We start from the raw sequence: 24789 nt of genomic DNA, 5'->3' as shown, positions 1-24789 counted from the left end.
GCGGCCTCGCGCGCGCTCGTCTAACGCGCAGATATGCCTGCAACTCCTCGCCCAAGGAAACCGGAATGGCCCCCGCGCAGTGCGCCGCGCCTGTTCGTCGACACGGAACTGGGCCAAGGACGGCACCTTTCGATCGAGGGAAATCAGGCGCATTATCTTGGCAAGGTCATGCGGATCGGGACCGGCGACACGGTGATCCTGTGCGACAATGTGACCGGCGAATGGGCCGCCCGTGCACACGAAGTAGCGAAACGCTCCGTTGCGCTGGAAGTGATCGAGCGGCTCCACCCGCGCGAGGAAGTGCCGGATTTCTGGCTTTGCGCTGCACTGCTGAAGAAAGACCGCTTCGACATGGTGCTGGAAAAGGCAACAGAGCTGGGCGTGGCGCGAATCCAGCCGGTGATCACGCGGCGCTGCGTGGCGGACAAGCTCAACCTCGACCGCGCGCGCAGTATTGTGACCGAGGCTGCCGAGCAATGCGCGCGCACGGCCCTGCCAGAGATTTTCGAACCAGTGAAACTTGACGCGCTGCCGGCAGCATGGCCCCAAGATCGCGCATTGTTCTTCGCCGACGAGCTTGGCGGCGAGCCGGCCATTGCAGGCTTCGCCGCACATTCCGGCCCCGCAGCGCTGCTGATCGGCCCGGAAGGCGGTTTTGATCAGGCAGAACGTGAGGCGATCCGCAGCTTGCATCAGGCGCGCGCGATTACGCTGGGCCCGCGTATCCTGCGCGGCGAAACCGCCGCTATCGCGGGCACCGCGCTGTGGATGGGGACCGTCGGGGACTGGCGCGAAAATGCGATGACTGGTCGCGAATAATTTGCTGGCGCAGTGCCAGTCCGTTTTCTAGAGCAACCGAAATGAGCACACGGGAAGCATCCGGGGCAGAAGAGCCCATCATCGAGTCGCGCGATCAGTTGGTCGAGCCGATGCAATTGGGCGAAAAGCCGAAATCTGCCTGGCGCATCGGCACCGAGCACGAAAAGCTGGTCTACAAGCGCAGCGATTTCCATGCCCCGTCATATGATGAGCCCTGCGGCATCCGCGACATGCTGCTGAATTTGGAGCGCTTCGGTTGGGAGCCGATCGAAGAGAACGGTAAGGTCATCGCGATGAAGGGCGATGATGGCAACGTCAGCCTCGAGCCTGCAGGCCAGCTCGAACTTTCTGGTGCGCCGCTCGAAAATCTGCACCAGACCTGTGCCGAAACCGGCCGTCATCTGGCTCAGGTCAAGGAGATCGGCGAAGCCTGCGGGGTCGGCTTTCTGGGCCTGGGCATGTGGCCCGACAAGACGCGGGAAGAACTGCCCATAATGCCCAAGGGGCGTTATGAAATCATGCTGCGGCACATGCCGCGCGTCGGCAATCTCGGCCTCGACATGATGCTGCGCACCTGCACGATACAGGTCAATCTCGACTATTCGAGCGAAGCCGACATGGTGAAGAAATTCCGCACGGGTCTGGCACTGCAGCCCCTGGCGACCGCGCTGTTCGCCAATTCACCCTTCACCGAAGGCAAACCCAACGGCTTTTTGTCTTATCGCAGCCATATCTGGTCAGACACCGATCCGCATCGCACCGGAATGCTGCCCTTCGTGTTCGAAGACAGCTTCGGATATGAAAGATATGTCGACTACATGCTCGACGTGCCGATGTATTTCGTCTTCCGCGACGGCAAATATATCGACGCAGCCGGGCTGAGCTTCCGTGATTTCCTGAAGGGGGAGCTGTCGGTGCTGCCGGGCGAGTTGCCGCGCCAGAGCGACTGGATCGACCATCTTTCCACTGCATTTCCGGAAGTCCGCCTCAAAAGCTTCCTCGAGATGCGCGGGGCGGATGGCGGTCCGTGGAACCGGATTTGCGCGCTGCCCGCGTTCTGGGTTGGCCTGCTTTACGATGAGGGTGCGCTCGATGCCGCGTGGGACCTGGTCAAGCGCTGGTCGATGGAAGAACGCGAGCAACTTCGCAGTGAGGTACCGCGCCTGGCGCTTGACGCAAACCTTCCGGGCGGCGGCAAGCTGCGTGATCTTGCCAAAGAGGTGCTAGCCATTTCGCGCCAGGGGCTGAACGCGCGTGCGCGGCTCAATTCCAGCGGCGACAATGAAACCGGCTTTCTTGAGCCGCTTGATGAGATCGTGGACAGCGGCAAGGTGCCGGCGCAACGCCTGCTTGACATGTATCATGGCGAATGGGGCGAGGACATCTCGCAGGTTTACAAATACAGTTTCTAGGGAAGTTGAGCGGAAAAGCGGCATGATCCAGATTAACGGCACAATCCAATTGGCACCCGGCGCGGTTGCCAGCTCACCTGATGTGATCGCTGCTATTGTGCAGATGGTGCAAGCTTCGCGCGCGGAGGATGGCTGCCTCGATTACACTTTTGCGCAGGATCTGGCCGATCCGGATACACTGATAGTGTTTGAGCGGTGGCGTGATCAGCAAGCGTTGATGGCGCACTTCGATTCGCCGCATATGGCGGCATTCCAGCAGGTAATGGCCGCCAACCCGCCGGTTTCGCGCTCCCTGCGACGTTATGAAACCGACGAAGGGCAGCCACTTTGAACGTGCCGCCCCGCGCCTGATCAACGATAAGCGGTGATCCGGCCGCTATCATCCAGAATATAGAGCATGTTGTCTGCCACAATCGGCGGCAGGCTGACCGGCTGCTTGAGATCGGCATATTGAAACGCCGAACCTTCGGCGGTGCTTACTCTGTAGAGCATACCGCGCGAACTCGCGACCCACAGCTGGTTGCTAGCCAGAACCGGGCCGGTCCAGTAGATCGGATCCTTGCGGTTCTTTTCGTTGCGATAGCGTTGAAGCTGCGTCATCCAGCGGACCCGCCCTGTTGAGCGCGCAATCGCCAGCAGGCGTGCGTCATCGGTTAGCGTGAAGATCCACTCACCGGCAATCGCAGGCGTGGAAATGCCCGAAAGGTTGAGTTCCCAGATACGCTGACCGGTAAGCAGTTCATAGGCTGCCATTCGCCCACCCTGCCCAAGTGCATAAACGCGGCCATCATCAATGATCGGGTCGGCATCGATGTCGCTCAATGCGCCAACCTCGGTAGAAATCGAAGTGCGCGCCAGCGCATCTGCCCACAGCGTGCGGCCGTTTTCATAACGGTAAGCGCTCAATTCGCCCGATGAATAGCCCGCAATAATCGAGCCCTGACCGGCTGCCGGTGCTGCCACGCCAAACACACCTGCCTGCGTCGCTGAACCGCCTTCCTGCCACACCAGATCACCATTGGCCGCGTCGAGCGAGAATATCTGGTTATCCTGCGTCATCACGAACACCTGGCCAAAAGCGATCGTGGGCGATCCGCGTAGCGGACCGGCAGGCTGGACCTTCCAGATCTGGCTGCCGGTTTCAGCATCCAGCGCAACCACTTCGCCCACACCATTAGTGGCATAGACGCGTCCGCTGTCGATGCTGGCACCGCCGCCGAATGCCATGGCTGCAAGGTTGTTTGCCACTTCCATCCGGTAACGCCACAGCTGGCGGCCGGTCTTGGCATCAAATGCATGCACCATGCCATCGGTGCCGACCGCTACCAGCTTGCCGCCGCCCACCACCGGAGCGGCCGCCAACCGGCGACTCGTGCTGGATCCGGCGATTGATGCGGTCCACACCCGTGCAGGGTTTTCAGCCAGAGACAGATGCCCGTAGGATTTGCTCGCTGATCCACCAACCTGCGCCCAGTCGGGATTGACCTGCTCCGGGGGCAGCACCACGCTGACACCGGCGAGAGACGGATCAACGCTGGCGCCGCTTTCGATCCGCGACAGCACCGGAATGCGCTCACCCAGAGTCGGCGTGGTCTTCTTGTCTCCGCCGGAACATCCCGCCACGGCCGTGCCTGCCAGCGCCACCGCGAAGATCGAGCGTATCAAATTACGTGTCATCATTATTCCATTGATCCCAGTAACAAGGTTCACCTGACAGCGGCGTTTGCGCCGCCATCGGTCAGCCGTTGTTCTTCCATATAGGTGTCGGCATCCTCGATCGCGTCGACCCCCAGCAGGCCCGCCATTTGCCGTGCGCGCGAACGCAAGGTGTCAGGCACATCCTTGGATCGCGCAATTTCGCCAAAGAGCAGTCCAGCGCGTTCGTTTTTGCCCTGTTCGAGATAAGCCATGGCCACCAGCTCGCCTGCGCTTCCGAACCAGGGATTGCCGGGCACAGCCAAGGGTTCGAGCCGCCCTATCACCTCTGCCGGATCGCGCGTGTCGAAACTCGCCGCCATTTCGCGGATCGAGGCCAGATCGCGCAGCGCCGGTGGAGTGTCTTTATTGGCAACGACCTGGGCATAGAGCGCAGCCGCATCGTCGGTGCGCCCCTGATCCATTGCGATCCCCGCGCGCAGCAGCAGCGCCGCCGCCCGCGCACCGCCCGTGCTTTCATCCGCAAGCGTCGCCGCAGTTTTATCGGCGCTGTCAAAATTGCCTGCATCAGCCTGGTCGAGCGCCGCGACCAGCCGCTCCGACTGCGCTTCCAGTGCCGCTTCCTGGCGCGAATCCCAGAACAGATAACCGCCAAAGGCCAACAGGGCCGCGATCACCACCCCAAGCAGCGGACGGCCGTATTTGCGCGCGAACTCAAGATACTGGTCCTCGCGCACGGCATCATCGATCTCGCGCAGCAGGACATCGTCCTCAGCCGCCTTTTTCTCTTCGGGGTTCTTTTTGCTACCTGGTATCAGCGCCACTGGCTGGCTCTTTCCTCGACTGTTTGCTCGTTTCGGCGCGCTTGTAGGGACGCGGCGCGCCATCCGCAATGCCGCATAGTCTGTGTTCTTCGCCAGTTGAACCCCGGGTGAAGCAATGCACAGCCTTGCATGGCTCAACTATCGCCTGTGAGCGCGCCGGAATAGAGCGCATGATACTGAGTCAATGCATTGGCAGCGCCAAAATTTGCCGCCACTTCAAGCTGGTTGGCCTTGCCGATCTCCTGACGTACCTGTGCCTCTTCCGCCAGGACGAGAAATGCAGCGGCATCGTCCGAACCTTCGATAAGGTTTCGATTCGGTTGCGAGACCATACCTGCAGCAGGGCTCCCGAGGCGCGATACCACCGGCAATCCCGCTGCCATCGCTTCAATTGCTGCCGCGGGAAATGCATAGTTGGCGCTGCAATCTACATATATGTCGAGCAAAGCCAGCGCTGTGGTGCGGTCGCCTGCCATGCCGGGAAGATGCACGCGGTGGCTCAGCTCCAGCCGATCGGCACTCTCCTTGATTCCAGTGAGGGCGGATCGCTCGCCAAAAACAATCAGGTGCCAATTGGCAGGCAGGTCGACGATTTGTTCGATCAGGGGAATTGCCCCTCGAATCTCGTCGTCTGCGATGATCGTTCCTGCCCAGCACTCGCCCTTGCGCTTGATCAGGCCGGGCAAGGCGTCCGGTGCGGGCTTCCTGCCATCAGCGGATATTTCAACCGCGCGCGGGATGATGTGCAGCCGCGACTGCGGCACCTGCCAGGCCTGTGCCGCAAGGCGTGCCATTTCGCTGGTCTCGACCACCACGCCTTGCGCGCTGCCCAGCGCAACGCGCCGGTAAAGGTTTCTCCATGGCGAGAATTCGTCATCGCCTGCTTCGCCCAATCCCGTTTCGTGATGGATCAATGGCGGCAGCGAAAAACTTCGTCCGAACACTTTATGCGCCATCGCCGCATTGATTGCGCCCCAACCATAAGTGAGCACCAAATCATATCCGGCCATAGCGCGCGCCAGGCGGACCATGCCGCCCGGGCCGATATATCCGCTGATGGCAGAAACCCCGCCCAACCTGCGGCTGTTTCCGCCGACACCTAGCGTTGCGAGCGCACCGGAACCGATCCGTCCTCCAGCAAAATCATGTGCAAACGCACCGCCCAGACCGGCCACTGTTTCCAGGCATATCCGTGCCAAGGAACCATTCGGAGAATCCGGATGGATATGCAGAATACGCGGCAAGCCGCCCGTTCCTGAACTCATTCGACCTGAGCCAGAAGCTCGTCGATCGCCGCAAGCGAAACAGGCTCGTCCAGCATCGGCGCGTGGCCGACACGCGGCACGGTAACCGAGCGCATCAAGGGGTGGCGCGCCTTCATCGCCGCAACCGTATCGTCTGAAAGCAAGTCCGACAATTCCCCTCGCAGGACCAGCACCGGCACATCCGAAAGCGCTTCGAACGCGGGCCACAAATCAGGCGGCGCGGCACCTCCGGGCTCGTTGAACGGCTCGGCGATCGCCATGTCATAGTCAAAGGCTATGCGGCCATTCTGGCCCAGCACCATGGTGCGCTTTGCCATTTCGAGCCACGTCTCAATCGCGTAGTCAGGAAACCATTCGCCTTGCATTTCCTGCAATGCCCGCGCGGCATGCATCCAGGTAGGAAAGCTGCGGCCATGGCCGACATAGCCTGCGATCCGCTCCAAACCTGCAGGGCCAAGCTCAGGCCCGATATCGTTCAATACCACGCCTGCGAAACGACTCGCGTCGCCTGCTGCCATCAGCATGGTCATCAGCCCGCCCATCGATGTACCAATCGACACGAAACGCCGGATGCCCAATCCGCTCAGCAAGGCTTCGACATCGGCGACATAGGTGATCGGCGAATAGGTCGACACGTCCTTGGCATATTCGCTCATCCCGCGCCCGCGCATTTCAGGCACGATCAAGCGCCATTTGCCGGCAAGGTGGTTGGCCAACGGGGCAAAGTCGCGCGCGTTGCGGGTCAGCCCGTGCAGGCACAGCACCGGGGGTTTGTCAGCCGGACCGGCATAATCGCGATAATGCAGTTTGAGCCCGTCCGGGCTGGTCCAGTATTCGTGAGAAAAAGATGCCGTCATGATTGTGCGAGGCCTTGGGCAATTTGCGCCGGAAATCAAGCGCCATCGCGCGGAAGCCACACTTGCGGCTGACGCACATAGCCTCCACAAAGGCCCTATGCCCAGTGCGCCATCTGCTGCCCCCTATCGCCCCGAACCCGCAATCGAGGCAGTTTCCGACTGGCTTGGCGCGCCGGTAGCACCGGCTGATTTCCCGGATTGCCGGGTGCGATTCCGCAATCAACGCTGGGCCGAGGGCGTGGGGCTTGGCACTCTAAGTGATGCAGAGTGGGTGCAGCATTTCGCTCGTTTCGAGCCATTGCCCGGCAATCTGCAGCAGCCACTCGCACTCAAATATCATGGCCACCAGTTTCGCGTGTACAACCCGGAGATTGGCGATGGACGCGGCTTCCTGTTCGCGCAGCTCATTGATGGTGCAGGCCGCCTGCTCGACCTTGGCACCAAGGGCTCAGGGCAGACGCCCTATAGCCGCGCTGGAGACGGGCGGCTGACGCTCAAGGGCGGCATGCGCGAGATTCTTGCCACGGAAATGCTCGAGGCGCTGGGCGTAGACACGTCGAAAACCTTCTCGATCATCGAGACTGGCGAGGAATTGTGGCGCAATGACGAGCCCTCGCCCACCCGTTCGGCAGTCATGGTGCGGCTCAGCCACGGCCATATCCGTATCGGGACATTCCAGCGGCTGCTGGCATTGGAAGAGCGTGCGCATATGGAAGCGTTGGTCGAGTATTGTCTGGCGAAATTTCCCGGGCCGCAGCCGCCTGAAGATGCGCCGGGGCGCAGCGAACCGGCAGTGATACTGCTGCATCAGGTGGTCGAGCGCCTGGCCGATCTTGCCGCCAGCTGGATGGTGGCAGGCTTCGTCCACGGTGTGCTCAACACTGACAATATGAACATTTCGGGCGAAAGCTTCGACTATGGGCCGTGGCGCTGGCTGCCCGGCTGGGATCCGGGCTTTACCGCTGCCTATTTCGACCAACAGGGGCTCTATGCCTTTGGCCGGCAGCCCGAAGCGCTGCACTGGAATTGCGGCCAATTGGCAGTAGCACTGCGGCTGCTGGCAGAAAGCGAGCCATTGATTGCGGCACTCAACCGCTTTGGGCCGCTCTATATGGAGGCCGTCGCACGGCGATGGTGCTGGCGGCTGGGGATTAAGCCGCGCGGCGCAGACCACGATACCGCCATGGTGGCCGCTTGCGAAAAGGCACTGCGCGAAAGCAAGGTGCAACCCGATGTGTTCTTCCACGCGCATCGCGGTGGACGCGGCGCAGAGGGCGAACTGGGCGAGATTTTCCAAACCTATCAGCCGGTCGCGAGCGAGCATGGCTATTGGCATGAAGATGGCCCGCAAACCCTGCTGATCGACGAAGTCGAAGCACTGTGGTCAGCTATCGACGAGCGCGACGATTGGGCTCCCTTGAATGACAAGATCGCCGCGATCCGCCGCATGGGCGAAGCGCACGGCACCGCGCCCCGGCCGGCAGGCCATCTCGGCTCGGGAGGGCGATAGATGCGCAGCAGTCACGCAAGGTTCAGTGAACAATTGCCGCAATTTGCTTCCCATTTTGAGCTTACCAGACTAACCGCCATGCGCGAAAGGGGCGATCAGGTACAATCGTGAACGTGCAGACCTACATCTCCTGCGAACCGGCAACCGGCAAAGAATTGTGGCGGGCCGAGGCGAGCGATATTGACGCCTGTGTGCAGGCAGCACGGCACGCCTGGCCCGAATGGGCATCGCGCCCGCTTGCCAACAGGATCGAACTGCTGCGCCGATTTGCAAACGAAGTCCGCAAGGCGGGTGACGAGTTTGCCGAGTTGATCGCCCGCGAAGCCGGCAAGCCCTTATGGGAAGCGCGCACCGAAGTAGATGCAGTCGTCAACAAGGTGGAGATTTCCGTCAACGCCTATGCTGAACGTACCGGAAAGAAAAAGCTCGACAGTGCGCTGCAGGGCACGGCTGCGGTGCGCCACAAGCCGCACGGCGTGATGGTGGTTCTGGGGCCGTATAACTTCCCTGCCCACCTGCCCAACGGCCATATCGTTCCAGCCTTGATCGCGGGCAATACGATCGTGTTCAAGCCCAGCGAGAAAACCCCGGCGGTGGGCGAATTCCTGGTCAAGTGTTTTCACCTCGCGGGCATCCCGGAAGGTGCGGTGCAACTGGCCATCGGCGGGATCGAAGAAGGCAAGGCGCTGGTCGCGCATAAGGGTATCGACGGCGTGCTGTTCACCGGGTCGGTGCAGGCCGGCGTTGCGATCAATCGCACGCTGGCGACCAATCCAGCCAAGATCGTGGCGCTTGAAATGGGCGGAAACAACCCGATTGTAGTGATCGATACGCCTCTGCTGAGCGATGCTGCGGTATTGATCGTCCAATCTGCCTTCACCACTGCTGGCCAGCGTTGCACCGCTGCGCGGCGGCTGATCGTGCTCGATCACCTGTTCGAACCGCTGATGCAGGAATTGCTCATGCTCACCCGGCGGTTGATCATCGGCGAACCCTTTGCCGAACCCGCCCCATTCATGGGCCCGGTGATCGACAATCCCACCGCCGAAGCATTGCTGAACAGCTTTGTTCACCTGATCAGTCATGGCGGCAAAACGCTCCTCAACATGCGCCGGACCGACGAGAATCTGCCGTTCCTCACACCCGGTATCATTGACACCACCGACATGGCCGAACGGCCCGATGTCGAACTGTTCGGGCCATTGCTGCAAGTGATCCGGGTGAAGGATTTCGACGCCGCAATCGCCGAAGCGAACAATACGCGTTTTGGCCTCTCGGCATCGTTGATCGGTGGAACGCCGCATGATTTCGATCGCTTCTGGGCCAATGTTCGCGCTGGGATCATCAACTGGAACCGCCCCACAAACGGCGCCTCATCAGCCGCGCCATTTGGCGGTGTGGGCCTGTCGGGCAACCATCGCCCGGCGGCCTATTATGCGGCGGATTACTGCGCCTATCCCGTCGCCAGCACAGAGGTGGAGCAACCGCGCGCGAATATCGGTGTGGGGCTGAGAAACCGCTGATGATCAAGGGCGCACGGAAGAAAGCGCCCCTGCACCAACTGGCACAGGAGCGCTTTCCACGGCTTGGTGGGAGCCGTGCCCAGACTGCCTTTGAAAGAAGTCTAAGTTATTGATTATCGTTGTTAATCAGCGGCAGCGCGAATTGCTGCGGTCAATCTCGCGGCCCAGGATTGCCCCGCCGACCGCGCCCAGCAGTATGCCAACTCCCTTGTCTCCGCGCCCAGCCACTTCATTGCCGATCAGGCCGCCAACTCCGGCACCGATCAGCAGGCCGGTGGTGCCATTTTCCTTGCGGCAGTAATAGCGCCCATCGCCTCCGCGCCAGACCCGCGTGTTGCGATGGACCGGCTCGCCATAGCGGCTGTAGCTCTGGTCACCGCGATAGCGATCGCCGTAATAGCGGTCGTCATCGTAATCATGGCGATCGCGGCGTTTGTATTTGCGGTCATGCTTCGCAGTGAGGTCGCCCAACGGAAGCTCGGCAGCAAATTCGTGATGCTGCATGCTTGCTTCGCGCGGCAGTTCAGCCGCAGACGCTGGCGTGGACAAAAACAGCGCGGCGCCAGCGGCCGCAATTACAGTGTGTTTGGTGAATGCGACACTCATCTTCCTGCTCCTTCGCTCATCCTTAAACCCTTTTGCGGGCACCGCTCGATTCGGTTTGTTCAGGTTTAAGGCTACCAACATGAACGGCTCGCAACTCGATCTGCAGGAAATCGTTCATGCGACGAAGCGTTGCAATCTGACGGACGAAAGGTGGCTTGCCCGGAACACAGGCGGCCCCTAGGGCGCTTGAGAATGACCAATCCAGACCAGCCAAGCCAGCCATCGGGGCTGCCTGCAGCTATTGCCGCTTATACGATCTGGGGCTTCCTGCCGCTGTATCTTGTTTTGGTGAGCACAGTGCCCCCGGCCGAGTTTGTCGGATGGCGAATCATCTGGACCTTGCCGATCTGCCTGGTGATCGTGCTGGTGCGCAGGCAGATCCCCGATCTCAGGGCCGCAATTTCCAACCGGCGTGCCATGCTGGTGCTGGCGGCCAGTTCGATCCTTATCGCGGTGAACTGGTTCGTTTATGTCTGGGCCATCCAGTCTGGCGAGATCTATGCCGCCAGCCTGGGGTATTACATCAACCCGCTGGTCAATGTGCTGTTGGGCACGCTTCTTCTGAAAGAGCGGCTATCGCGGCGGCAATGGATTGCTGTCTCCCTGGCAGGAGCGGGTGTAGCCGTGCTGCTGGCGGGCGCACTCACCACGCTGTGGATCAGCCTGACCCTGGCCCTCAGTTTTGGCACCTACGGACTCTTGCGCAAGCAGGTGGAGGTCGGATCGCTGCCGGGCTTGACGATCGAAAGCGCGATCCTGCTGCCCCTGGCAGGCGGGATCGCCTTGTGGTTTGCGCAAGGCCCCTCAGGCTCCTCCTTCGGCGGCGAATTGTGGCTTAGCCTGGCGATCATGCTTGGCGGCGTGGTGACGGCAGTTCCCTTGCTGCTGTTCGCAGTGGCCGCAAGGCGGATGGATTATTCCACCCTTGGCTTCATCCAGTTCCTGGCCCCGTCGATCGTCTTCATCCTGGGCTTGACCGTGTTCGACAAGCCATTGCTGCCCGCACAAATGGCCAGCTTCGCGCTGATCTGGAGCGCGATCGCGATCTTCGTGTGGGACATGGTGCAGCGGCGCGGACGAAAGCCGGTCGCGATTTAGCCAGCGATCCGCCAGCCGAGTGTCTGCCCGGCGTGGAAAGGCACTATTTCGTGCCCGGCGGCCTGCAGTGTCTCAGGGACGGTCGCCTCGGCGCGTTCGAGCGTGATTGAATCCTCGTTCACCGGCAGTCCGTAGAACGCTGGGCCATGCAAGGAGGCGAAGCCTTCAAACCGCTCCAGCGCGCCCTCTTCGTCAAACACCGCCAGATAGCTTTCGAGTGCATAGGGCGCGTTGAATATTCCCGCGCATCCGCAGGCGGCTTCCTTGGCGTGGCGGGCATGCGGGGCGCTGTCCGTGCCAAGGAAGAATTTCGGATTGCCGCTGGTAGCCGCCTTTCGCAACGCCAGCCTGTGCACTTCGCGCTTTGCCACCGGCAGACAGTAATTGTGCGGCTGGATTCCGCCAACAAGCATGGCATTGCGGTTAATGTGCAAATGCTGCGGGGTGATGGTGGCGCCCACATTTTCCCCGGCGGCGAGCACGAATTCCACCGCATCGCTGGTGGTGATGTGCTCGAACACCAGTTTCAGCCCCGGAAAATCACGCGTGATACGGCGCAAATGCCGCTCGATGAACACAGCCTCACGGTCGAACACGTCGATTAAGTCATCGGTCACTTCACCGTGGACGCAAAGCACGATCCCCTCGGCTTCCATCCGCGCAAGTACCGGATCGAGCTTGCCGACATCGGTCACGCCGTTGTCCGAATTGGTCGTGGCGCCAGCCGGATAGAGCTTTGCCGCAGTGAATACGCCCTGCGCTGCGCCGCGCGCCAGATCGTCCGCATCGGTATTGTCGGTGAGATAGCAGGTCATCAGCGGCGTGAACTGCACACCTTCGGGCACTGCGCTGATGATCCGCTCGCGGTAGGCTGCGGCGCTGGCAGTATCGGTTATCGGCGGGGTGAGGTTAGGCATCACGATCGCGCGGGCAAACTGCCGCGCGGTATAGGGCACCACGTCGCGCATCATATCGCCGTCGCGAAAATGCAGGTGCCAGTCATCAGGGCGGCGGATCGTCAGCTTGTCGGTCATCACGGCTCGCTCTAGTCCCGCATGCGCCCTCTTTCCAGTGCCGATCGCAGGCCCTAGAGGCCGCGCCATGCAAATCGGATTCCTCACCTGCCCCGGTACCATGCCCGGCTCGCCCACCCGGCGAGCGGATGCCTTCGAACATGATGTTCAGATCAATGCGATTCGTCCGGCGCTCGAAGCGCGCGGCGGTACGCTGAGTGAGATAGACTGGCGTGCGCCGGTCGAGGCATTTGCCGGATGTAATCTGGTCCTGATTGGCACGCCGTGGGACTATCAGGATGACGAGCGGGCCTTTCTGGCAAAGCTCGATGCTCTCGAGAGCGCCGGGATACTGCTGTGCAATTCGCCGGCCACGGTGCGCTGGAATGCTCGCAAGACCTATCTGCGCGACCTGGCCGAACGCGGCGTGGCGACCATCCCCACGCTGTGGGTCGAACAGCCGAGCGCGGCCGACATTGCCAGGGCCATGGAAGAATTCGGCTGCGACGCGATTGTCGCCAAGCGGCAGGTTGGCGCCGGGGCAGAGGGGCAATCGATCCACCACCACCATTCGCCGGATGCGGGTTGGATGATGCACCAACCGGCGATGATCCAGCCCTATCTCCCGCAGATTGCGAGCGAGGGCGAGATGTCCTTGCTGTTCATTGACGGGAAATTCTCACACGCGCTGGTGAAGCGCCCGGCAACGGGCGATTACCGTGTGCAATCGCTCTATGGCGGCACTGAGGAGGCGATGGTTCCAGCCTCGCCGGATCTTGATGCCGCGCAGGCTGTGGTCGATGCCATTCCCTTCGAAACCCCGCTCTATGCCCGCATCGACATGGTGCGCGGCGAGGATGGCGCGCTGCTTCTTATGGAAGCTGAGTTGATCGAACCCTATCTCTATCCCAGACAAGGCCCCGAACTGGGGCCAATGCTGGCCGAGGCCATTGCGAGAAGGATAGGGAACAAGTGAGCGCAACACACCTTTCCAAGCGTGCCGTAATCCGCCTCTCCGCAGAGGACGATAGTGAGGATGCATTCGCTTTCCTGCAGGGGCTCGTCACCAATGACGTGACGGGCGATCTGCCCGCCTATGCCGCGCTGCTGAGCGCACAAGGCAAGACGATGTTCGATTTCATCGTCTGGCGCGATGGCGGGGATGCGCTGATCGACTGCGAGGCTGAACTGGCTGACGAACTGGTCAAGCGCCTTTCCCTTTACCGGCTGCGCCGCAAGATCGGGATCGCGAAAGACGAGGCGCTGGCGGTGCACTGGAGCGCGCAAGAAACCGCAGGATCAGCGCCAGATCCACGCCTGGCGGCGTTGGGTTGGCGCTGGATTGCGCCCGCAAGCGACGGCGACAAGGCTGCTGACGCAGGGTGGTTGGCGCATCGGCTGGCGCTGGGCGTGCCAGAGGGACGTGCCGAACTGGGCGACATCCTGTGGCTGGAAACAAACGCGGTCGAACTCCACGGCGTCAGTTTCGGTAAAGGCTGTTACATCGGGCAGGAGAATACCGCGCGCATGAACTGGCGGCAGAAGGTCAACCGCCGCCTGATCGTCGTGCCGCTTGGCCGATCAGACGAAAAGCGACGTAAGGCCGCCTATCCTGACATCGGCTTTGCCGTCGATCATATGCGGGTAGAAAGCATCGATCGCGATATGGCGCCGGAATGGATGAAGGCGGCGATCACCCCGGCTGGTTGATCGCCTCCAGGGAACGCTCGAGCATGATCTGTGCCCGGTCGCGCGCCGCCGTTTCGGGTAAGCCGAGCGAACGCGCCAAAGCCGAACCGATCAACGCATCGCCCATCGCCATAAGCACCAGGGCCAGCGTCTCTTCGCGCAGCCGCCTGACCTCGATGATTGCGTCGGGTTCATCTGGCGCGATGTCATCGACAAGTTGGTGGATGGTCTCGACAATCGGGCTCAGCGCGTCCTCATTTCCGGTCAGGATCATCCAGCTCGCAAGCGCGCCCGCACCTTCCTTGTCAAAGGCGTCGAAAGCGAGGTCGACCACTTCGCGCGGTGAACCCAAGCCAGCACGGCTGGCGCGGACAGCCTCCTTGATAGTTTCGCAAACGGTTTCCGCCAGATGTCTCGCCAGCTCCTTTTGCAGTCCGGATGCTGATCCGAAATGGTGCAAGAGATTCGCGTGAGTGCGCCCGATACGCCCGGCCACAGCTTTCAAGGTGACCGATTGCGGGCCAGCCTCAATAAGTAATGCGCGCGCCGCCTGAAGCGCCGAACTTCTGGATTCCTGTGGGGTTAAACGTTTGCGACTTGTCATTATTTGTTAAGCCTAATAGATTCTTACCCGATGGCCGAGCAAACTTCCTTTGACCTAGAACGCTCCGATGCGAGCGGCAAGAGCGCCGAGGGCGGTATCACCGCTCGCGCCAGCGCCACCCCTGCAGAGCACGAACTGATCGTGCGCGATCGGCGGTTTGACCGCCAGGCGATGGTCCCGCGTTGGTGGCATTCGAATGATCCGGTCGCCACAGCGTGGTATAATTCGGTATCAGCCAGCCTGCCGCGGGGCGAGGCCTTCTTCATCGATACTCTGCGCGATTTTCGCGAGGGATTACCACCCAAGCTGGCGCGCGAGATCAAGGCATTCATCAATCAGGAAATCAACCACACACGCGAACATGTCGCGTTCAACCGGCTGGTTTCCGATCACGGCTATAATGTCGAAAGTATCGATCAGGGCATCCAGGTGATGCTTGCCTTGACCGAGGGGCGCCCCAAGGAATTCAATCTTGCCATCACCATTGCGCTGGAACACTTCGCCGCGATCATCAGCCGCCAACTGCTCCAGCATCCCGAATACCTTGACGGGGCAGATCCGGTAGCAGCCGATATCTGGCGCTGGCACGCAACCGAAGAGATCGAGCACAAGGGGCTGGTCTACGATATCTGGCTCCACGCGACCCGTGACTGGAGCGCATGGAAGCGTTACAAGTCGCGCGCTCTGATCGCTGCGCTGATTACAAGGAAGTATTTCGGCAACCGGATTCGCGATGCGATCGGATTGCTGGAGCAGGATGGTTATTCACGCCGTAAGGCCAAGTGGAAACTTTATGCTTTCCTGTGGTGGAAACCGGGCATGATGCGGCGGATGTTCTTCCAGTGGGCCACGATCCTGACGCCCCGTTTCCATCCCTGGAAACATGACGATCGCGCGCTGATCGCCAAGTCCGAAAGCCCCTATTCCGACGCAGTGATGCCGGCTGAATAGGCGGCCAGCCCCACAACGCCTGGGATTGAACCAGGCGGAATCCGTGGCGGCGCCTTATTGACATTTCTGTAAGTAGTGGCTATTGACACTGATGTCAGTAACGCATTCATGGAGCCACCCGATGAACGCACCCGCCAGGATCGCTCTCGATACCTCTGTAAAGTCCAATCCGACCCCCACCGATCTTGAAATTACCGTTCGTGACGAACGGTTCAACCGCGGCACAACGCTCCGCCGCTGGTGGGCGGGCGAACCCTTCGGTACCGCTTGGCACAATGCCCTGTCGGCCACATTCCCGCGCGGTGAAGCCTTCTTCATCGAAGCCGTAAAGGCACATCGCGAAGGCGCATCGCCCAAGCTAGAGGCTGAAATCCGGGCGTTCGTGAAGCAGGAAATCAACCACACGCGCGAGCACATCGCCTTCAATCGCCTGGCCGAAGATCATGGCTATGACATCAAGAAGATCGACAAGCGCGTGGAGGAAATGCTGGCCATGACCAAGGGCCGGCCAGAGATTCTCAACCTTGCCGCGACCATGGCACTGGAACACTATACCGCCATGATGGCGCATGAATTCCTGAAGAACCCCAGACATTTCGCCAAGGCCGACCCGGAAGTGCGCAAGATGTGGCGCTGGCACGCGACTGAGGAACTCGAGCACAAGGGTGTTGCCTATGACACCTGGAACCATGCCACTCGCAGTTGGACTCCCAATCGGCGCTGGAAGGTGCGCAGCCTGATGATGCTGGTGGTAACCGGCCGCTTTTTCAGGAACCGCTGGGAAGATTCGATGAACCTCCTGGCGCAGGATGGCATCACCGGCTGGAAGGCGCGCTGGGGCCTGTTCAAATACCTTGCCTTTACGCCGGGTGTGGTGCGGCGGATATTCCCCGCGTGGCTGGCCTATTTCAAGCCCGGCTTCCACCCGTGGGATCACGACGATCGCTATTTAATCAACATTTACGAAGGCGAATTCGAAGACGCGCTGATGCAGCCCGCCGAATAGGTTCTCCCTCTTCTCAAAAGCGAAACCCCGGCACCGCAAGGCACCGGGGTTTTGTTTTGCTGCGCACCAAAAGGATTCAGGCGGCGTGCTGGATAACTGCCTCCCGCGCGGCCAGATCGATCGCATACTCGGCAGCAAGCGCCTCTTCGCCTCGGCCGCAACTGAAACGCTTCACAACCATGCCGGTTGGCAAGAAACCCAGCTTTGCGAGCACCCGGCCTGACGCAGGATTGTCCAGAAAATGGCTGGCGACCACGCGTGAATGCCCGAGAATCCCGGCGATCTCCAACACGCCGCGCCCCGCCTCAGTGGCATAGCCCTGCCCCCAATGCTGGCGCGCGATCCAGTAACCCAATTCCACTTCGCCCGCATGCGCATCTATGCCGATGCAACCCACAAGTGCGGCATCACGCGCACGGGTGATGAGGAACCGCGGGTAAAAAGGAGCGATGGGCTGCTCGACGAAGTCACGCGCATCATCGGGCCTATAGGGCCAGGGCGCGCGCGCCAGGTTCCGCACAACGCCTTCATCGGCGATTCCCGAATGGATCGCCTGCCAATCTTCCGGCCAGGCGGGCCGCAACAGCAGCCGCTCGGTGCAATGGAACATTTTCCTTCTCCTCATCGCCCCGCCAACGCCCAGATAGGCGCCTCGCGTGACATCTGCGTTGCGGCGAAAGCTGTTTTCGCCAGCCTGTCAGAGGGAGAAACGACGAGAGGGAGACGGGCTCCCTGAAATTTCAGGAAAGCCCCATCTCCCTCTTTGGTTGCCGTATTACCGGCTGGGACCGTCCCGTTTGGACGATCCCTTTAACGAACCGTCCGTTTATTCAGCTGCCTCGGCAATCATGTCTACCGACACGAATTTGCGACCGAGCTTGCCCTGGTGGAATCGGACAACGCCGTTCTCGAGCGCAAACAGGGTATGGTCCCTGCCCATGCCCACGTTGGTGCCCGGATAGAATTTAGTGCCGCGTTGGCGCACAATGATGTTGCCGCCGACCACTTCCTGGCCGCCGAACTTCTTTACACCAAGGCGACGGCCGACTGAGTCGCGACCGTTACGCGATGAACCGCCTGCTTTCTTATGTGCCATTGTGCGTAATCCTTACTTCTTGGCCGCCGGCTTTTTGGCAGGCGCCTTCTTAGCAGCCGGCTTCTTGGCTGCAGCTTCCTTCTTGGGAGCAGCTTCCTTCTTGGGCGCAGTCGCCTTGGCCGCAGTCGCTCCGGTTTTCTTCGGCGCGTCCTGCTTGGCTTCGGTTTCACCCTTGGTTGCGCCCTTGGCGGGAGCTTCCTTCTTGGGAGCAGCTTCCTTCTTCGGAGCTGCCGCCTTGCCTTCGCCCACATCGGTGATGCGCAGCAAGGTCATCTGCTGGCGATGGCCGTTCTTGCGGCGATAATTATGGCGGCGGCGCTTCTTGAAAACGAGCACCTTCTCGCTCTTCGCCTGGGCGATGATTTCCGCCGAGACCGACACCTTCGAGGCGTCAGCCAGCTTGTCGCCTTCACCCGCGAGCAGGACATCGCCCAGCGTCACGGTGTCGCCGGCTTCGCCAGCGAGCTTTTCGACTGCAATCTTGTCTCCGGCGGCAACCCGATATTGTTTGCCGCCCGTGCGCACTACTGCGAACATGGTGGTAATACTCTCAATCTAAAGCTGTGCCTCTCCGCAATGAAAGAGGCGCACCCGACAACCCACCAGATGGTGGCGCCGGAAAGATGCGTGCCGTTAAGGGAAAGGCTGTGCCAAGTCAACGGGAGATCGCCGCTTTTTCTGGTGCTGCCTGTTGGCATCGCAGCAGGTGGCATGGCCCGAAAGCCATGCTATGCTTGCTGCCTATGACAATAGCCTATTTCCCAAGCTTGGCGACCCTTGCCGTTTTCGGCGCCCTTTCAGCCGCCTGTGCAGATAATTCGGGCCGTTATCCAACTCTTTCGGCGCGCGATTTCGATCGTGTCCAAGGCCAATTCGAAGCCAGCAGTTCAGAGCGGCAGGTTCTGCTGCCCGAGCCGATGTCGCTCAGCGAGGTAGCGCAATTGCGCGAGGCAATCGCAGTGGTCCGCACGCGGCACTCGCGCTTTCTGACGCAGGCTGAGACGGCCCGGGGCCTGGTGCATGCTGCGAGAGGAACGGGGCCGGAAGACAAGAACTGGTCGCTTGCCCTGGTCGCGATTGCAGAGCTCGATTCGCAAGCAGGGGCAAGCACTGGCCTGTTGGCCGACCTCGACAAACTCTACACCGCAGCTTCGCTGGAATTCCACGAACGTGAACAGATTTCAGCGGCACAAACGGAAGCGGCTGCGTTGGTCGAGGCTGAGAATCAGATTATTCATGCATTGGCGGCTCAGCTCGGTACACCACCCCGGGCGCCTGCCCTGCAAGATTAGCGCGGGGCCGACGGATCGACCCCGCGCGCTGCCAGTTCACGCCCGGGAAGGACAGGGACTAGGGTCAGGACCCTAGATAGTTGCGGCTATCGTCACCACCGCAAGTCCCCATAGGAAGACCAGAACTGGCAGAATCAAGACTTGTGTCGCTGCATCACGCGGTTTGAGCCGCCCGGTGTGGGTCATGATCCCGCGACTCGTGAAATTGTCGAGATCAAGCGCGCGTTGCTTATGCTCGGGCTTCATCCAGGCCCAGATCGCCGGAACGCCGAAACCGGCAATTGTGATGAAACCGATGATCACCATCGGAATGATCAAGCCGGGATTGCCGAAGACCATCGCTGTGACGGCGAGGAAACCGAGATAGCAGGCCACAGTCACGCCATAAAGCGCCGCAGGCAGCTAGAATGTGCGATCTACAGAGGTAGGAATCCGTCCCTGCACCGGAGCAGCGACGATTCGCGCCTTTTCACCAATCAGTTCAGGGGCAATGAGTTTCGACATGACGACATCTCCTTCCGCTGAAGGAAAACATGCCGCAGCTGAGATCCGACCGCCTTGACCTAGGTCAAAACCACCGGACTATTCGCTCCAACGCGCGAGATCGGCATAGTCATCGGCGCGCGGCTCGATCCAGTGCCAGCCATCCGCGCGCTTCTCCCGCTTCCAGAACCATGCCGCGCTCTTGAGGTGATCCATGCAGAAATCGACCGTGTCGATCGCATCGCGCCGGTGCCGCGCTGCCGCAGAAACACACACGATCGGCTCGCCCGGATGCATCAGCCCGACCCTGTGGACCATCAACAGACCCATCAGCTTGAAGCGTGCGAATGCACGATCGGCCAGTTCCTGCATGCCTTGCAAGGTCAGCGGTTCATAATGCGTCAGTTCAAGCGCTTCGACACCTTCATCAAGGCGCACTTCTCCAACAAAGGTGCAAACACCGCCAAGCCCGGGATTGGCATTGGTGAACGGCCCGATCAACGCGCCAGGATAAAACGGTTCGGTAAGAAGCCGAATATCACGCATGGCGGTTCAGCCGCCTGATACGGGGGGCAGGAAGGCGACTTCGTCGCCATTTCGCGCGACCAGCGCTTCGCGATTCGAAAGCACAGCGCCATTCAGCGCAACCTTTACACGTTCGTCGAGGATGGCATCGGCCAGTCCTTCGCGCACATGAGCGTCGAGCAGGGCAAGAATGGCAGGCCAATCGAGATCGCCGCGGCTCGGAGAAAGCTCGCTTACTGCCTGTCCGGCCACATCCGCCAACTTGCCGAGGTAGAGTACTCTTATAGACATAAGTTACCTCGTCATTCCCGCGAAAGCGGGAATCCAGATTGAAGAGGTGTTGGCTTCGATTTGGATTCCCGCTTTCGCGGGAATGACGACTGAAAGTCCACCAGCCATCCCTAACCGCCCGTCATCGACATGTGGCGCGGCTGTGCGGGCTCGGCGCCGCGCCGTGATATATCGAAATTGTGCCGCTCCGGCTTGATCCGCATGGCCTCATCGAGCGCGGCCTGAAGGTTCGCTTCGGGCTCTTCGGAACGCAGCGCCGCACGTAGATCGACCCGCTCTCCGCCGCCAAGGCAAGGATAGAGCTGCCCGGTGGCGGTCACCCGCAGCCGATTGCAGCCAGCGCAGAAATTATTGGATAGCGGGGTAATCATGCCCAGCCGCCCCCCGGTTTCCGTCACCCAATCGTATCGCGCCGGGCCGCCGGTAGTGTCTCGCAGCGGAGTGAGCGTCCAACGTTGCTCCAGCCTTGCCCGTACTTCGCTGAGCGGCAGGAAATGATCGACCCGGTCTTGCTCGACCTCGCCCAGCGGCATCACTTCGATCAGCGTCAGGTCAAACCCTTCACCATGCGCCCATGCGACCAGATCGGGGATTTCTTCCTGATTGCTGCCCTTGAGCGCCACGGTGTTGATCTTGACCTTGAGGCCCGCCGCCTTCGCCGCCGCGATCCCCTCCAGCACCTGCGGCAATGCGTCGCGCCGCGACAGCGCGGCAAAGCGCGCACGGTCACGCGTATCGAGCGAGATATTGACCCGCCGCACGCCTGCGCGCGCCAGCTCGTCCGCGTGCAGCGCCAGCCGTGTGGCGTTTGTAGTGAGCGTAAGCTCGTCCAACCCGTCTCCCAGCTTGCGGCCGAGTGCGCGGAACAGGTCGATGATATCCCGCCGCACCAGCGGCTCGCCGCCGGTCACACGGATCTTCCTTACTCCGCGGGCGATAAAGCCGAGCGAGAGCTGGAACAGCTCCTCCAGGCTCAGCACATCCTTGCGCGGCAGGAAGGCCATCCGCTCAGGCATGCAATAGGAACAGCGCAGATCGCAGCGATCGGTCACCGACAGGCGCAGATAGTTGATCTGGCGCTGGAAGCTATCGACCAGCGGCTTTGCCCCCGGGGCGGGTAGAAGAACGTCACGCACTCTAGTCATGCAGCGCAAGATACTGGCCGGTGATGCCCGGCGCAGCCCCCAAATATGCCAGCATCGCGTCGATCGCCTCGGCGGCACCGCCCCCAAGCAGATTGACTCGCTTGGGGGCATATTTCCGGCCCAGATCGCGCGCCATCGCCCGGCGCCAATCGTCATGATCGCTGGGCGCGGCAGGCAGGACTATCACCAGGGATTCCGCATCGCCGCCCAACACCCTGTGCGCTTTCTCAACACATTCGCGGTGAAAGGCCGCCCCCGCATCGAGCGGGCTTTCCGGCAGGCTGTCGATCCGCAACTCTGCCTGCATCGCGCTATTTCCGCTCGCGGTGCAGTGTGATGCCGATCTTTTCATTCGCTTCGGCAATCGCCAGCTTGACGATCTTTACCGTGACCGCTTCCACGCGTGCATCCTGCACGAACAGCGTCTCGCAAATGTGATCCGCTACTGCTTCGATCAGCTTGAAGTGCACACCCTGCGGCAAGGCGTCCGAAGCAGCAAATTTGAGGTCCATGTAGTTCTTGCTCGCCTCAAGCGGCGTATCGGGATCGTAACGATCGGCAACTGCCAGACGTGCCTGGATTGTTATCCGCAGCGGCTGCGGCTTGCCGGTCTCTTCCGAATAGATGCCGGTCAGGACATCATGTTCAAAATCGGCAACTTCGAGAATGAGCGAATCGGTCATGCCCCGCGCCTTACTCCGAATTGCTCCAGCGTGCGAAAATCGCCGTGGGAAGCAGACGCCCTCCCTCGCCAACTTCCTGCACCGCCAGATCGCCATGCTCGACCGTGCCCGGCAGGCCGGAAAACAGCTCATCGACCAACCCCGCCAGCGCCAGGCTACTCATCCGAACAGCATAAACGGTGAGGAAAAGAAAGCGGCTCCGTTGATCGAGCAGCTTGCGGCAATCGGCGAGGAGCGCGGGAAGGTCTTCCTCCAGCCGCCAGGTTTCGTTTTTCGGCCCGCGACCGAATTTGGGCGGATCGAGGATAATCCCGTCATAGCGGCTGCCGCGCCGCACTTCGCGCGCGGCAAATTTTGCGGCGTCATCCACCAGCCAGCGGATTGGCCGGTCGTCCATGCGCGACAGCACAGCATTGTCACGCGCTTGCGCCACCGACTTCTTGGAGGCGTCAACATGGGTTACCCGGCCATGACGGCTGAGAGCCAGCGAGCCAACGCCGGTATAACCGAACAGGTTGAGCGTTTCGTATCCTCCCCGAGACGGGGAGGTGTCATCGCCCTGCGATGACGGAGGGGATTTGCCTAACCGCGAGTCCCCTCCACCGGCTTCGCCGGTCCCCCTCCCCTCGCAGGGGAGGATTTCACGCATCCATTCCCACACCGGCGCCATGTCCGGAAAGAACTGCAGATGGCGGAACGGGGTAGGCTGCGCGGTAAAGCTGACTTCGTTCCAGCTAATCGGCCAACCCTGCTCCGGCAGGTCTGCTGACAATTGCCAGCGACCGCCGCCGTCCTCGTCCGAGCCGGGGATGAATTCGCCCGCCGCTTTCCAGTCAGCCAGGCGCGGTGTCCACATCGCCTGTGGCTCGGGGCGGATAAAGGCGTGCGGGCCGAATTGCTCGAGCTTGCGCCCGTGCCCGCTGTCAAGCAGGCGATAGCCGCCTTCCCAGCCCCTGCCCACCATCAACAGCGGATCGCGGACGAGCTCAGCCATCAGTCGGCGGTACTTGCGTGCTTGCTGACGAAGTCGCGCACCGCCTCATATTCGCCGGGCAGTTCGACAAATTCCTCCTCGCGCGCAAACAGATCACCCACCCTGCTGGGAAGCGATGGCCGCAGGCCCGTCGCCCGCTCGACCGCGTCAGGGAACTTGGCCGGATGTGCTGTCGCCAGCGTTACCAGCGGGATGGCCGGATCGAGATCGCTCGCCAAAGCGGCATGCAGGCCCACCGCAGTATGCGGATCGATCACTTCGCCCGCGTGCTCGTGCGCCCAGCGCAGCGCCTGCAGCACCTGATCCTGATCTACCCGCGCACTGGTGAACAGCCCGGCTGCGCCTTCGCGCTGGGCATTGGTCAGCCGCATCGCCCTGTCCGCTTCGAATGCGCGCATCTGCGCGGCCATCGCTGCGCCGTCGCGTCCACCGCAATCGAACAGCAGCCGCTCGAAATTCGAAGAAACCTGGATGTCCATAGAGGGCGTAGCCGTGGGCGTGACTGTACCGGTCGAATAATCGCCGTCTGACAGCGCACGGTGGAGGATATCGTTGACATTGGTTGCGACGATCAGCTGCGCCACCGGCAGGCCCATCTGCGCGGCGACATAGCCCGCGAAAACGTCGCCGAAATTGCCGGTCGGCACGCTGTAGGCAACCGGCCTGTGCGGCGCGCCCAACTGCAGCGCAGAAGCGAAGTAATACACCACCTGCGCCATCAGGCGCGCCCAGTTGATCGAATTGACCGCACCGATGTTGAAGCGCGCAGTCATCTCCGCATCGCCGAACATGCGCTTCACCATTGCCTGCGCATCGTCAAAGCTGCCTTCAATCGCGATATTATGGACGTTGGGTGCACACACCGTGGTCATCTGGCGGCGCTGAACCTCGCTTACGCGTCCCTTTGGGTGAAGCATGAAGATGTCCACCCCTTCGCGCCCGGCCACCGCATCGATCGCGGCTGAACCCGTATCGCCGCTGGTCGCACCGATGATGGTAAGGTTGGACTTGCGGCGGCTGAGGAAGGTTTCAAACAGCAGGCCCAGCAATTGCATCGCCACATCCTTGAACGCGAGCGTGGGGCCATGGAACAATTCCAGCAGCCATTGCCGTTCATTGAGCTGGACCAGTGGGGTCACAGCATCATGCGCGAAGCGGCCATAGGCCTCTTTGCACAGGCTGCGCAGCTCGTCTTCGGTCAGGCTGCCCTCAACGAAAGGCAGCATTACCCGCGTGGCCAGTTCCGCATAGGGAAGGCCTGCCATCGCGGCGATCTCGGCCTCGCTGAAACGCGGCCATTCAGCCGGTAGATACAGGCCACCATCGCTGGCAAGGCCTGCCAGGGTGACACCTTCGAAATCGAGCGCCGCAGCGCTTCCTCTGGTCGAGATATATTGCATTGCGGGATGAGCGGTTAGACGCGCCGGGCGCACAGGGCAAGCAAATG

The 24789-nt window shown here is 61.1% G+C and carries 29 protein-coding genes; 11 read left to right on the top strand and 18 right to left on the bottom strand.

The features are described 5' to 3' along the window. Nucleotides 1–33: 33 nt before the first annotated feature. Genes ACX2DJ_RS07110 through ACX2DJ_RS07100 form a run of 3 tightly spaced genes read left to right on the top strand, consistent with a single transcriptional unit; the run spans nucleotide 34 to nucleotide 2562 of the window. The gene (locus ACX2DJ_RS07110) at nucleotides 34–819 is read left to right on the top strand and encodes a 16S rRNA (uracil(1498)-N(3))-methyltransferase (RefSeq protein ID WP_462571769.1); all 786 of its coding nucleotides are present in this window, start codon (nucleotides 34–36) and stop codon (nucleotides 817–819) included. Nucleotides 820–860: 41 nt separating this feature from the next. Continuing rightward, nucleotides 861–2231 (top strand): glutamate--cysteine ligase, encoded by a 1371-nt coding sequence (locus tag ACX2DJ_RS07105; RefSeq protein ID WP_462571768.1) that lies wholly within the window; start codon nucleotides 861–863, stop codon nucleotides 2229–2231. A 22-nt stretch (nucleotides 2232–2253) separates the two neighbouring features. Continuing rightward, complete coding sequence (locus tag ACX2DJ_RS07100; protein WP_462571767.1) at nucleotides 2254–2562, top strand: putative quinol monooxygenase; 309 nt, start codon at nucleotides 2254–2256, stop codon at nucleotides 2560–2562. 20 nt (nucleotides 2563–2582) lie between these two features. Here the strand turns inward: ACX2DJ_RS07100 and ACX2DJ_RS07095 are convergent, their stop codons facing one another. From ACX2DJ_RS07095 to ACX2DJ_RS07080, 4 genes are all read right to left on the bottom strand, one after another. Further along, nucleotides 2583–3911: a PQQ-binding-like beta-propeller repeat protein gene (locus ACX2DJ_RS07095; RefSeq protein ID WP_462571766.1), complete on the bottom strand. Its 1329-nt coding sequence runs from the start codon at nucleotides 3909–3911 to the stop codon at nucleotides 2583–2585. 26 nt (nucleotides 3912–3937) lie between these two features. After that, complete coding sequence (locus ACX2DJ_RS07090) at nucleotides 3938–4711, bottom strand: tetratricopeptide repeat protein (protein ID WP_462571765.1); 774 nt, start codon at nucleotides 4709–4711, stop codon at nucleotides 3938–3940. A gap of 134 nt (nucleotides 4712–4845) precedes the next feature. Then, a complete protein-coding gene (locus tag ACX2DJ_RS07085) occupies nucleotides 4846–5955 on the bottom strand; it encodes a glycosyltransferase (protein ID WP_462571764.1) in 1110 nt (369 codons plus the stop codon). A 17-nt stretch (nucleotides 5956–5972) separates the two neighbouring features. Next, nucleotides 5973–6833, bottom strand: a complete 861-nt coding sequence (locus tag ACX2DJ_RS07080; protein WP_462571763.1) for an alpha/beta fold hydrolase — start codon at nucleotides 6831–6833, stop codon at nucleotides 5973–5975. A 97-nt stretch (nucleotides 6834–6930) separates the two neighbouring features. On the opposite strand from ACX2DJ_RS07080, the gene ACX2DJ_RS07075 reads away from it, so the two are divergent. Both ACX2DJ_RS07075 and astD read left to right on the top strand, forming a co-directional pair. Then, entirely contained in the window at nucleotides 6931–8343 is a 1413-nt protein-coding gene (locus ACX2DJ_RS07075; protein ID WP_462571761.1) for a protein adenylyltransferase SelO family protein, read from the top strand. A gap of 107 nt (nucleotides 8344–8450) precedes the next feature. Then, nucleotides 8451–9866, top strand: a complete 1416-nt coding sequence (gene astD, locus ACX2DJ_RS07070) for a succinylglutamate-semialdehyde dehydrogenase (protein WP_462571760.1) — start codon at nucleotides 8451–8453, stop codon at nucleotides 9864–9866. Between the two features lie 126 nt (nucleotides 9867–9992). On the opposite strand, the gene ACX2DJ_RS07065 is transcribed toward astD, so the two are convergent. After that, the gene (locus tag ACX2DJ_RS07065; protein ID WP_462571759.1) at nucleotides 9993–10472 is read right to left on the bottom strand and encodes a glycine zipper 2TM domain-containing protein; all 480 of its coding nucleotides are present in this window, start codon (nucleotides 10470–10472) and stop codon (nucleotides 9993–9995) included. A 192-nt stretch (nucleotides 10473–10664) separates the two neighbouring features. Between ACX2DJ_RS07065 and rarD the strand changes: the two genes are divergently transcribed. Further along, nucleotides 10665–11570 (top strand): EamA family transporter RarD, encoded by a 906-nt coding sequence (gene rarD, locus ACX2DJ_RS07060; protein WP_462571758.1) that lies wholly within the window; start codon nucleotides 10665–10667, stop codon nucleotides 11568–11570. Here the strand turns inward: rarD and pyrC are convergent. After that, complete coding sequence (gene pyrC, locus ACX2DJ_RS07055; RefSeq protein WP_462571757.1) at nucleotides 11567–12604, bottom strand: dihydroorotase; 1038 nt, start codon at nucleotides 12602–12604, stop codon at nucleotides 11567–11569. The genes rarD and pyrC overlap by 4 nt on opposite strands. A 67-nt stretch (nucleotides 12605–12671) precedes the next feature. Here pyrC and ACX2DJ_RS07050 point away from each other — a divergent pair, with 67 nt between their 5' ends. Both ACX2DJ_RS07050 and ygfZ read left to right on the top strand, forming a co-directional pair. Beyond that, nucleotides 12672–13559 carry an ATP-grasp domain-containing protein gene (locus tag ACX2DJ_RS07050; protein ID WP_462571756.1) on the top strand — a complete coding sequence of 296 codons (888 nt, stop codon included), beginning with the start codon at nucleotides 12672–12674 and terminating at the stop codon, nucleotides 13557–13559. Next, on the top strand, nucleotides 13556–14293 hold the full coding sequence (gene ygfZ, locus ACX2DJ_RS07045; protein ID WP_462571755.1) for a CAF17-like 4Fe-4S cluster assembly/insertion protein YgfZ: 738 nt from the start codon (nucleotides 13556–13558) through the stop codon (nucleotides 14291–14293). The genes ACX2DJ_RS07050 and ygfZ overlap by 4 nt, the downstream gene beginning before the upstream one ends. Here the strand turns inward: ygfZ and ACX2DJ_RS07040 are convergent. After that, the gene (locus ACX2DJ_RS07040) at nucleotides 14277–14876 is read right to left on the bottom strand and encodes a TetR/AcrR family transcriptional regulator (RefSeq protein ID WP_462571754.1); all 600 of its coding nucleotides are present in this window, start codon (nucleotides 14874–14876) and stop codon (nucleotides 14277–14279) included. The two genes, ygfZ and ACX2DJ_RS07040, sit on opposite strands and share 17 nt — an antisense overlap. Before the next feature lie 30 nt (nucleotides 14877–14906). Between ACX2DJ_RS07040 and ACX2DJ_RS07035 the strand changes: the two genes are divergently transcribed. Beyond that, nucleotides 14907–15827, top strand: coding sequence for a metal-dependent hydrolase (locus ACX2DJ_RS07035; protein ID WP_462571753.1), 921 nt, complete (start codon nucleotides 14907–14909; stop codon nucleotides 15825–15827). Between the two features lie 121 nt (nucleotides 15828–15948). Beyond that, on the top strand, nucleotides 15949–16833 hold the full coding sequence (locus ACX2DJ_RS07030; protein ID WP_462572566.1) for a metal-dependent hydrolase: 885 nt from the start codon (nucleotides 15949–15951) through the stop codon (nucleotides 16831–16833). 76 nt (nucleotides 16834–16909) lie between these two features. Here the strand turns inward: ACX2DJ_RS07030 and ACX2DJ_RS07025 are convergent, their stop codons facing one another. From ACX2DJ_RS07025 to rplU, 3 genes are all read right to left on the bottom strand, one after another. Further along, a complete protein-coding gene (locus tag ACX2DJ_RS07025) occupies nucleotides 16910–17443 on the bottom strand; it encodes a GNAT family N-acetyltransferase (protein WP_462571752.1) in 534 nt (177 codons plus the stop codon). A gap of 216 nt (nucleotides 17444–17659) precedes the next feature. Further along, nucleotides 17660–17929: a 50S ribosomal protein L27 gene (gene rpmA / locus ACX2DJ_RS07020; RefSeq protein WP_462571751.1), complete on the bottom strand. Its 270-nt coding sequence runs from the start codon at nucleotides 17927–17929 to the stop codon at nucleotides 17660–17662. Nucleotides 17930–17941: 12 nt separating this feature from the next. Continuing rightward, nucleotides 17942–18466 carry a 50S ribosomal protein L21 gene (gene rplU / locus ACX2DJ_RS07015; protein ID WP_462571750.1) on the bottom strand — a complete coding sequence of 175 codons (525 nt, stop codon included), beginning with the start codon at nucleotides 18464–18466 and terminating at the stop codon, nucleotides 17942–17944. 206 nt (nucleotides 18467–18672) lie between these two features. Between rplU and ACX2DJ_RS07010 the strand changes: the two genes are divergently transcribed. After that, nucleotides 18673–19221: a hypothetical protein gene (locus ACX2DJ_RS07010; protein ID WP_462571749.1), complete on the top strand. Its 549-nt coding sequence runs from the start codon at nucleotides 18673–18675 to the stop codon at nucleotides 19219–19221. 72 nt (nucleotides 19222–19293) lie between these two features. On the opposite strand, the gene ACX2DJ_RS07005 is transcribed toward ACX2DJ_RS07010, so the two are convergent. From ACX2DJ_RS07005 to thrC, 8 genes are all read right to left on the bottom strand, one after another. Next, nucleotides 19294–19602: a hypothetical protein gene (locus ACX2DJ_RS07005; RefSeq protein WP_462571748.1), complete on the bottom strand. Its 309-nt coding sequence runs from the start codon at nucleotides 19600–19602 to the stop codon at nucleotides 19294–19296. Nucleotides 19603–19803: 201 nt separating this feature from the next. Continuing rightward, the gene (locus ACX2DJ_RS07000; protein WP_462571747.1) at nucleotides 19804–20250 is read right to left on the bottom strand and encodes a molybdenum cofactor biosynthesis protein MoaE; all 447 of its coding nucleotides are present in this window, start codon (nucleotides 20248–20250) and stop codon (nucleotides 19804–19806) included. A 6-nt stretch (nucleotides 20251–20256) separates the two neighbouring features. Next, on the bottom strand, nucleotides 20257–20520 hold the full coding sequence (locus ACX2DJ_RS06995) for a MoaD/ThiS family protein (RefSeq protein WP_462571746.1): 264 nt from the start codon (nucleotides 20518–20520) through the stop codon (nucleotides 20257–20259). Nucleotides 20521–20630: 110 nt separating this feature from the next. Next, nucleotides 20631–21665, bottom strand: coding sequence for a GTP 3',8-cyclase MoaA (moaA, locus tag ACX2DJ_RS06990; RefSeq protein ID WP_462571745.1), 1035 nt, complete (start codon nucleotides 21663–21665; stop codon nucleotides 20631–20633). Then, nucleotides 21658–21972: a Rossmann fold domain-containing protein gene (locus tag ACX2DJ_RS06985; RefSeq protein WP_462571744.1), complete on the bottom strand. Its 315-nt coding sequence runs from the start codon at nucleotides 21970–21972 to the stop codon at nucleotides 21658–21660. Before ACX2DJ_RS06985 ends, moaA begins: the two co-directional genes overlap by 8 nt. A 4-nt stretch (nucleotides 21973–21976) precedes the next feature. Next, nucleotides 21977–22348, bottom strand: coding sequence for a dihydroneopterin aldolase (locus ACX2DJ_RS06980; RefSeq protein ID WP_462571743.1), 372 nt, complete (start codon nucleotides 22346–22348; stop codon nucleotides 21977–21979). 10 nt (nucleotides 22349–22358) lie between these two features. Continuing rightward, a complete protein-coding gene (locus ACX2DJ_RS06975; RefSeq protein ID WP_462571742.1) occupies nucleotides 22359–23342 on the bottom strand; it encodes an RsmD family RNA methyltransferase in 984 nt (327 codons plus the stop codon). Beyond that, a complete protein-coding gene (gene thrC, locus ACX2DJ_RS06970; protein WP_462571740.1) occupies nucleotides 23342–24742 on the bottom strand; it encodes a threonine synthase in 1401 nt (466 codons plus the stop codon). Before thrC ends, ACX2DJ_RS06975 begins: the two co-directional genes overlap by 1 nt. Between the last annotated feature and the right edge of the window lie 47 nt (nucleotides 24743–24789).

It is taken from the genome of Altererythrobacter chaiwopuensis (assembly GCF_054957755.1).
The sequence above is the reverse complement of the archived record's forward strand: the minus strand, read 5'-3'. Positions and strand labels throughout refer to the sequence as shown.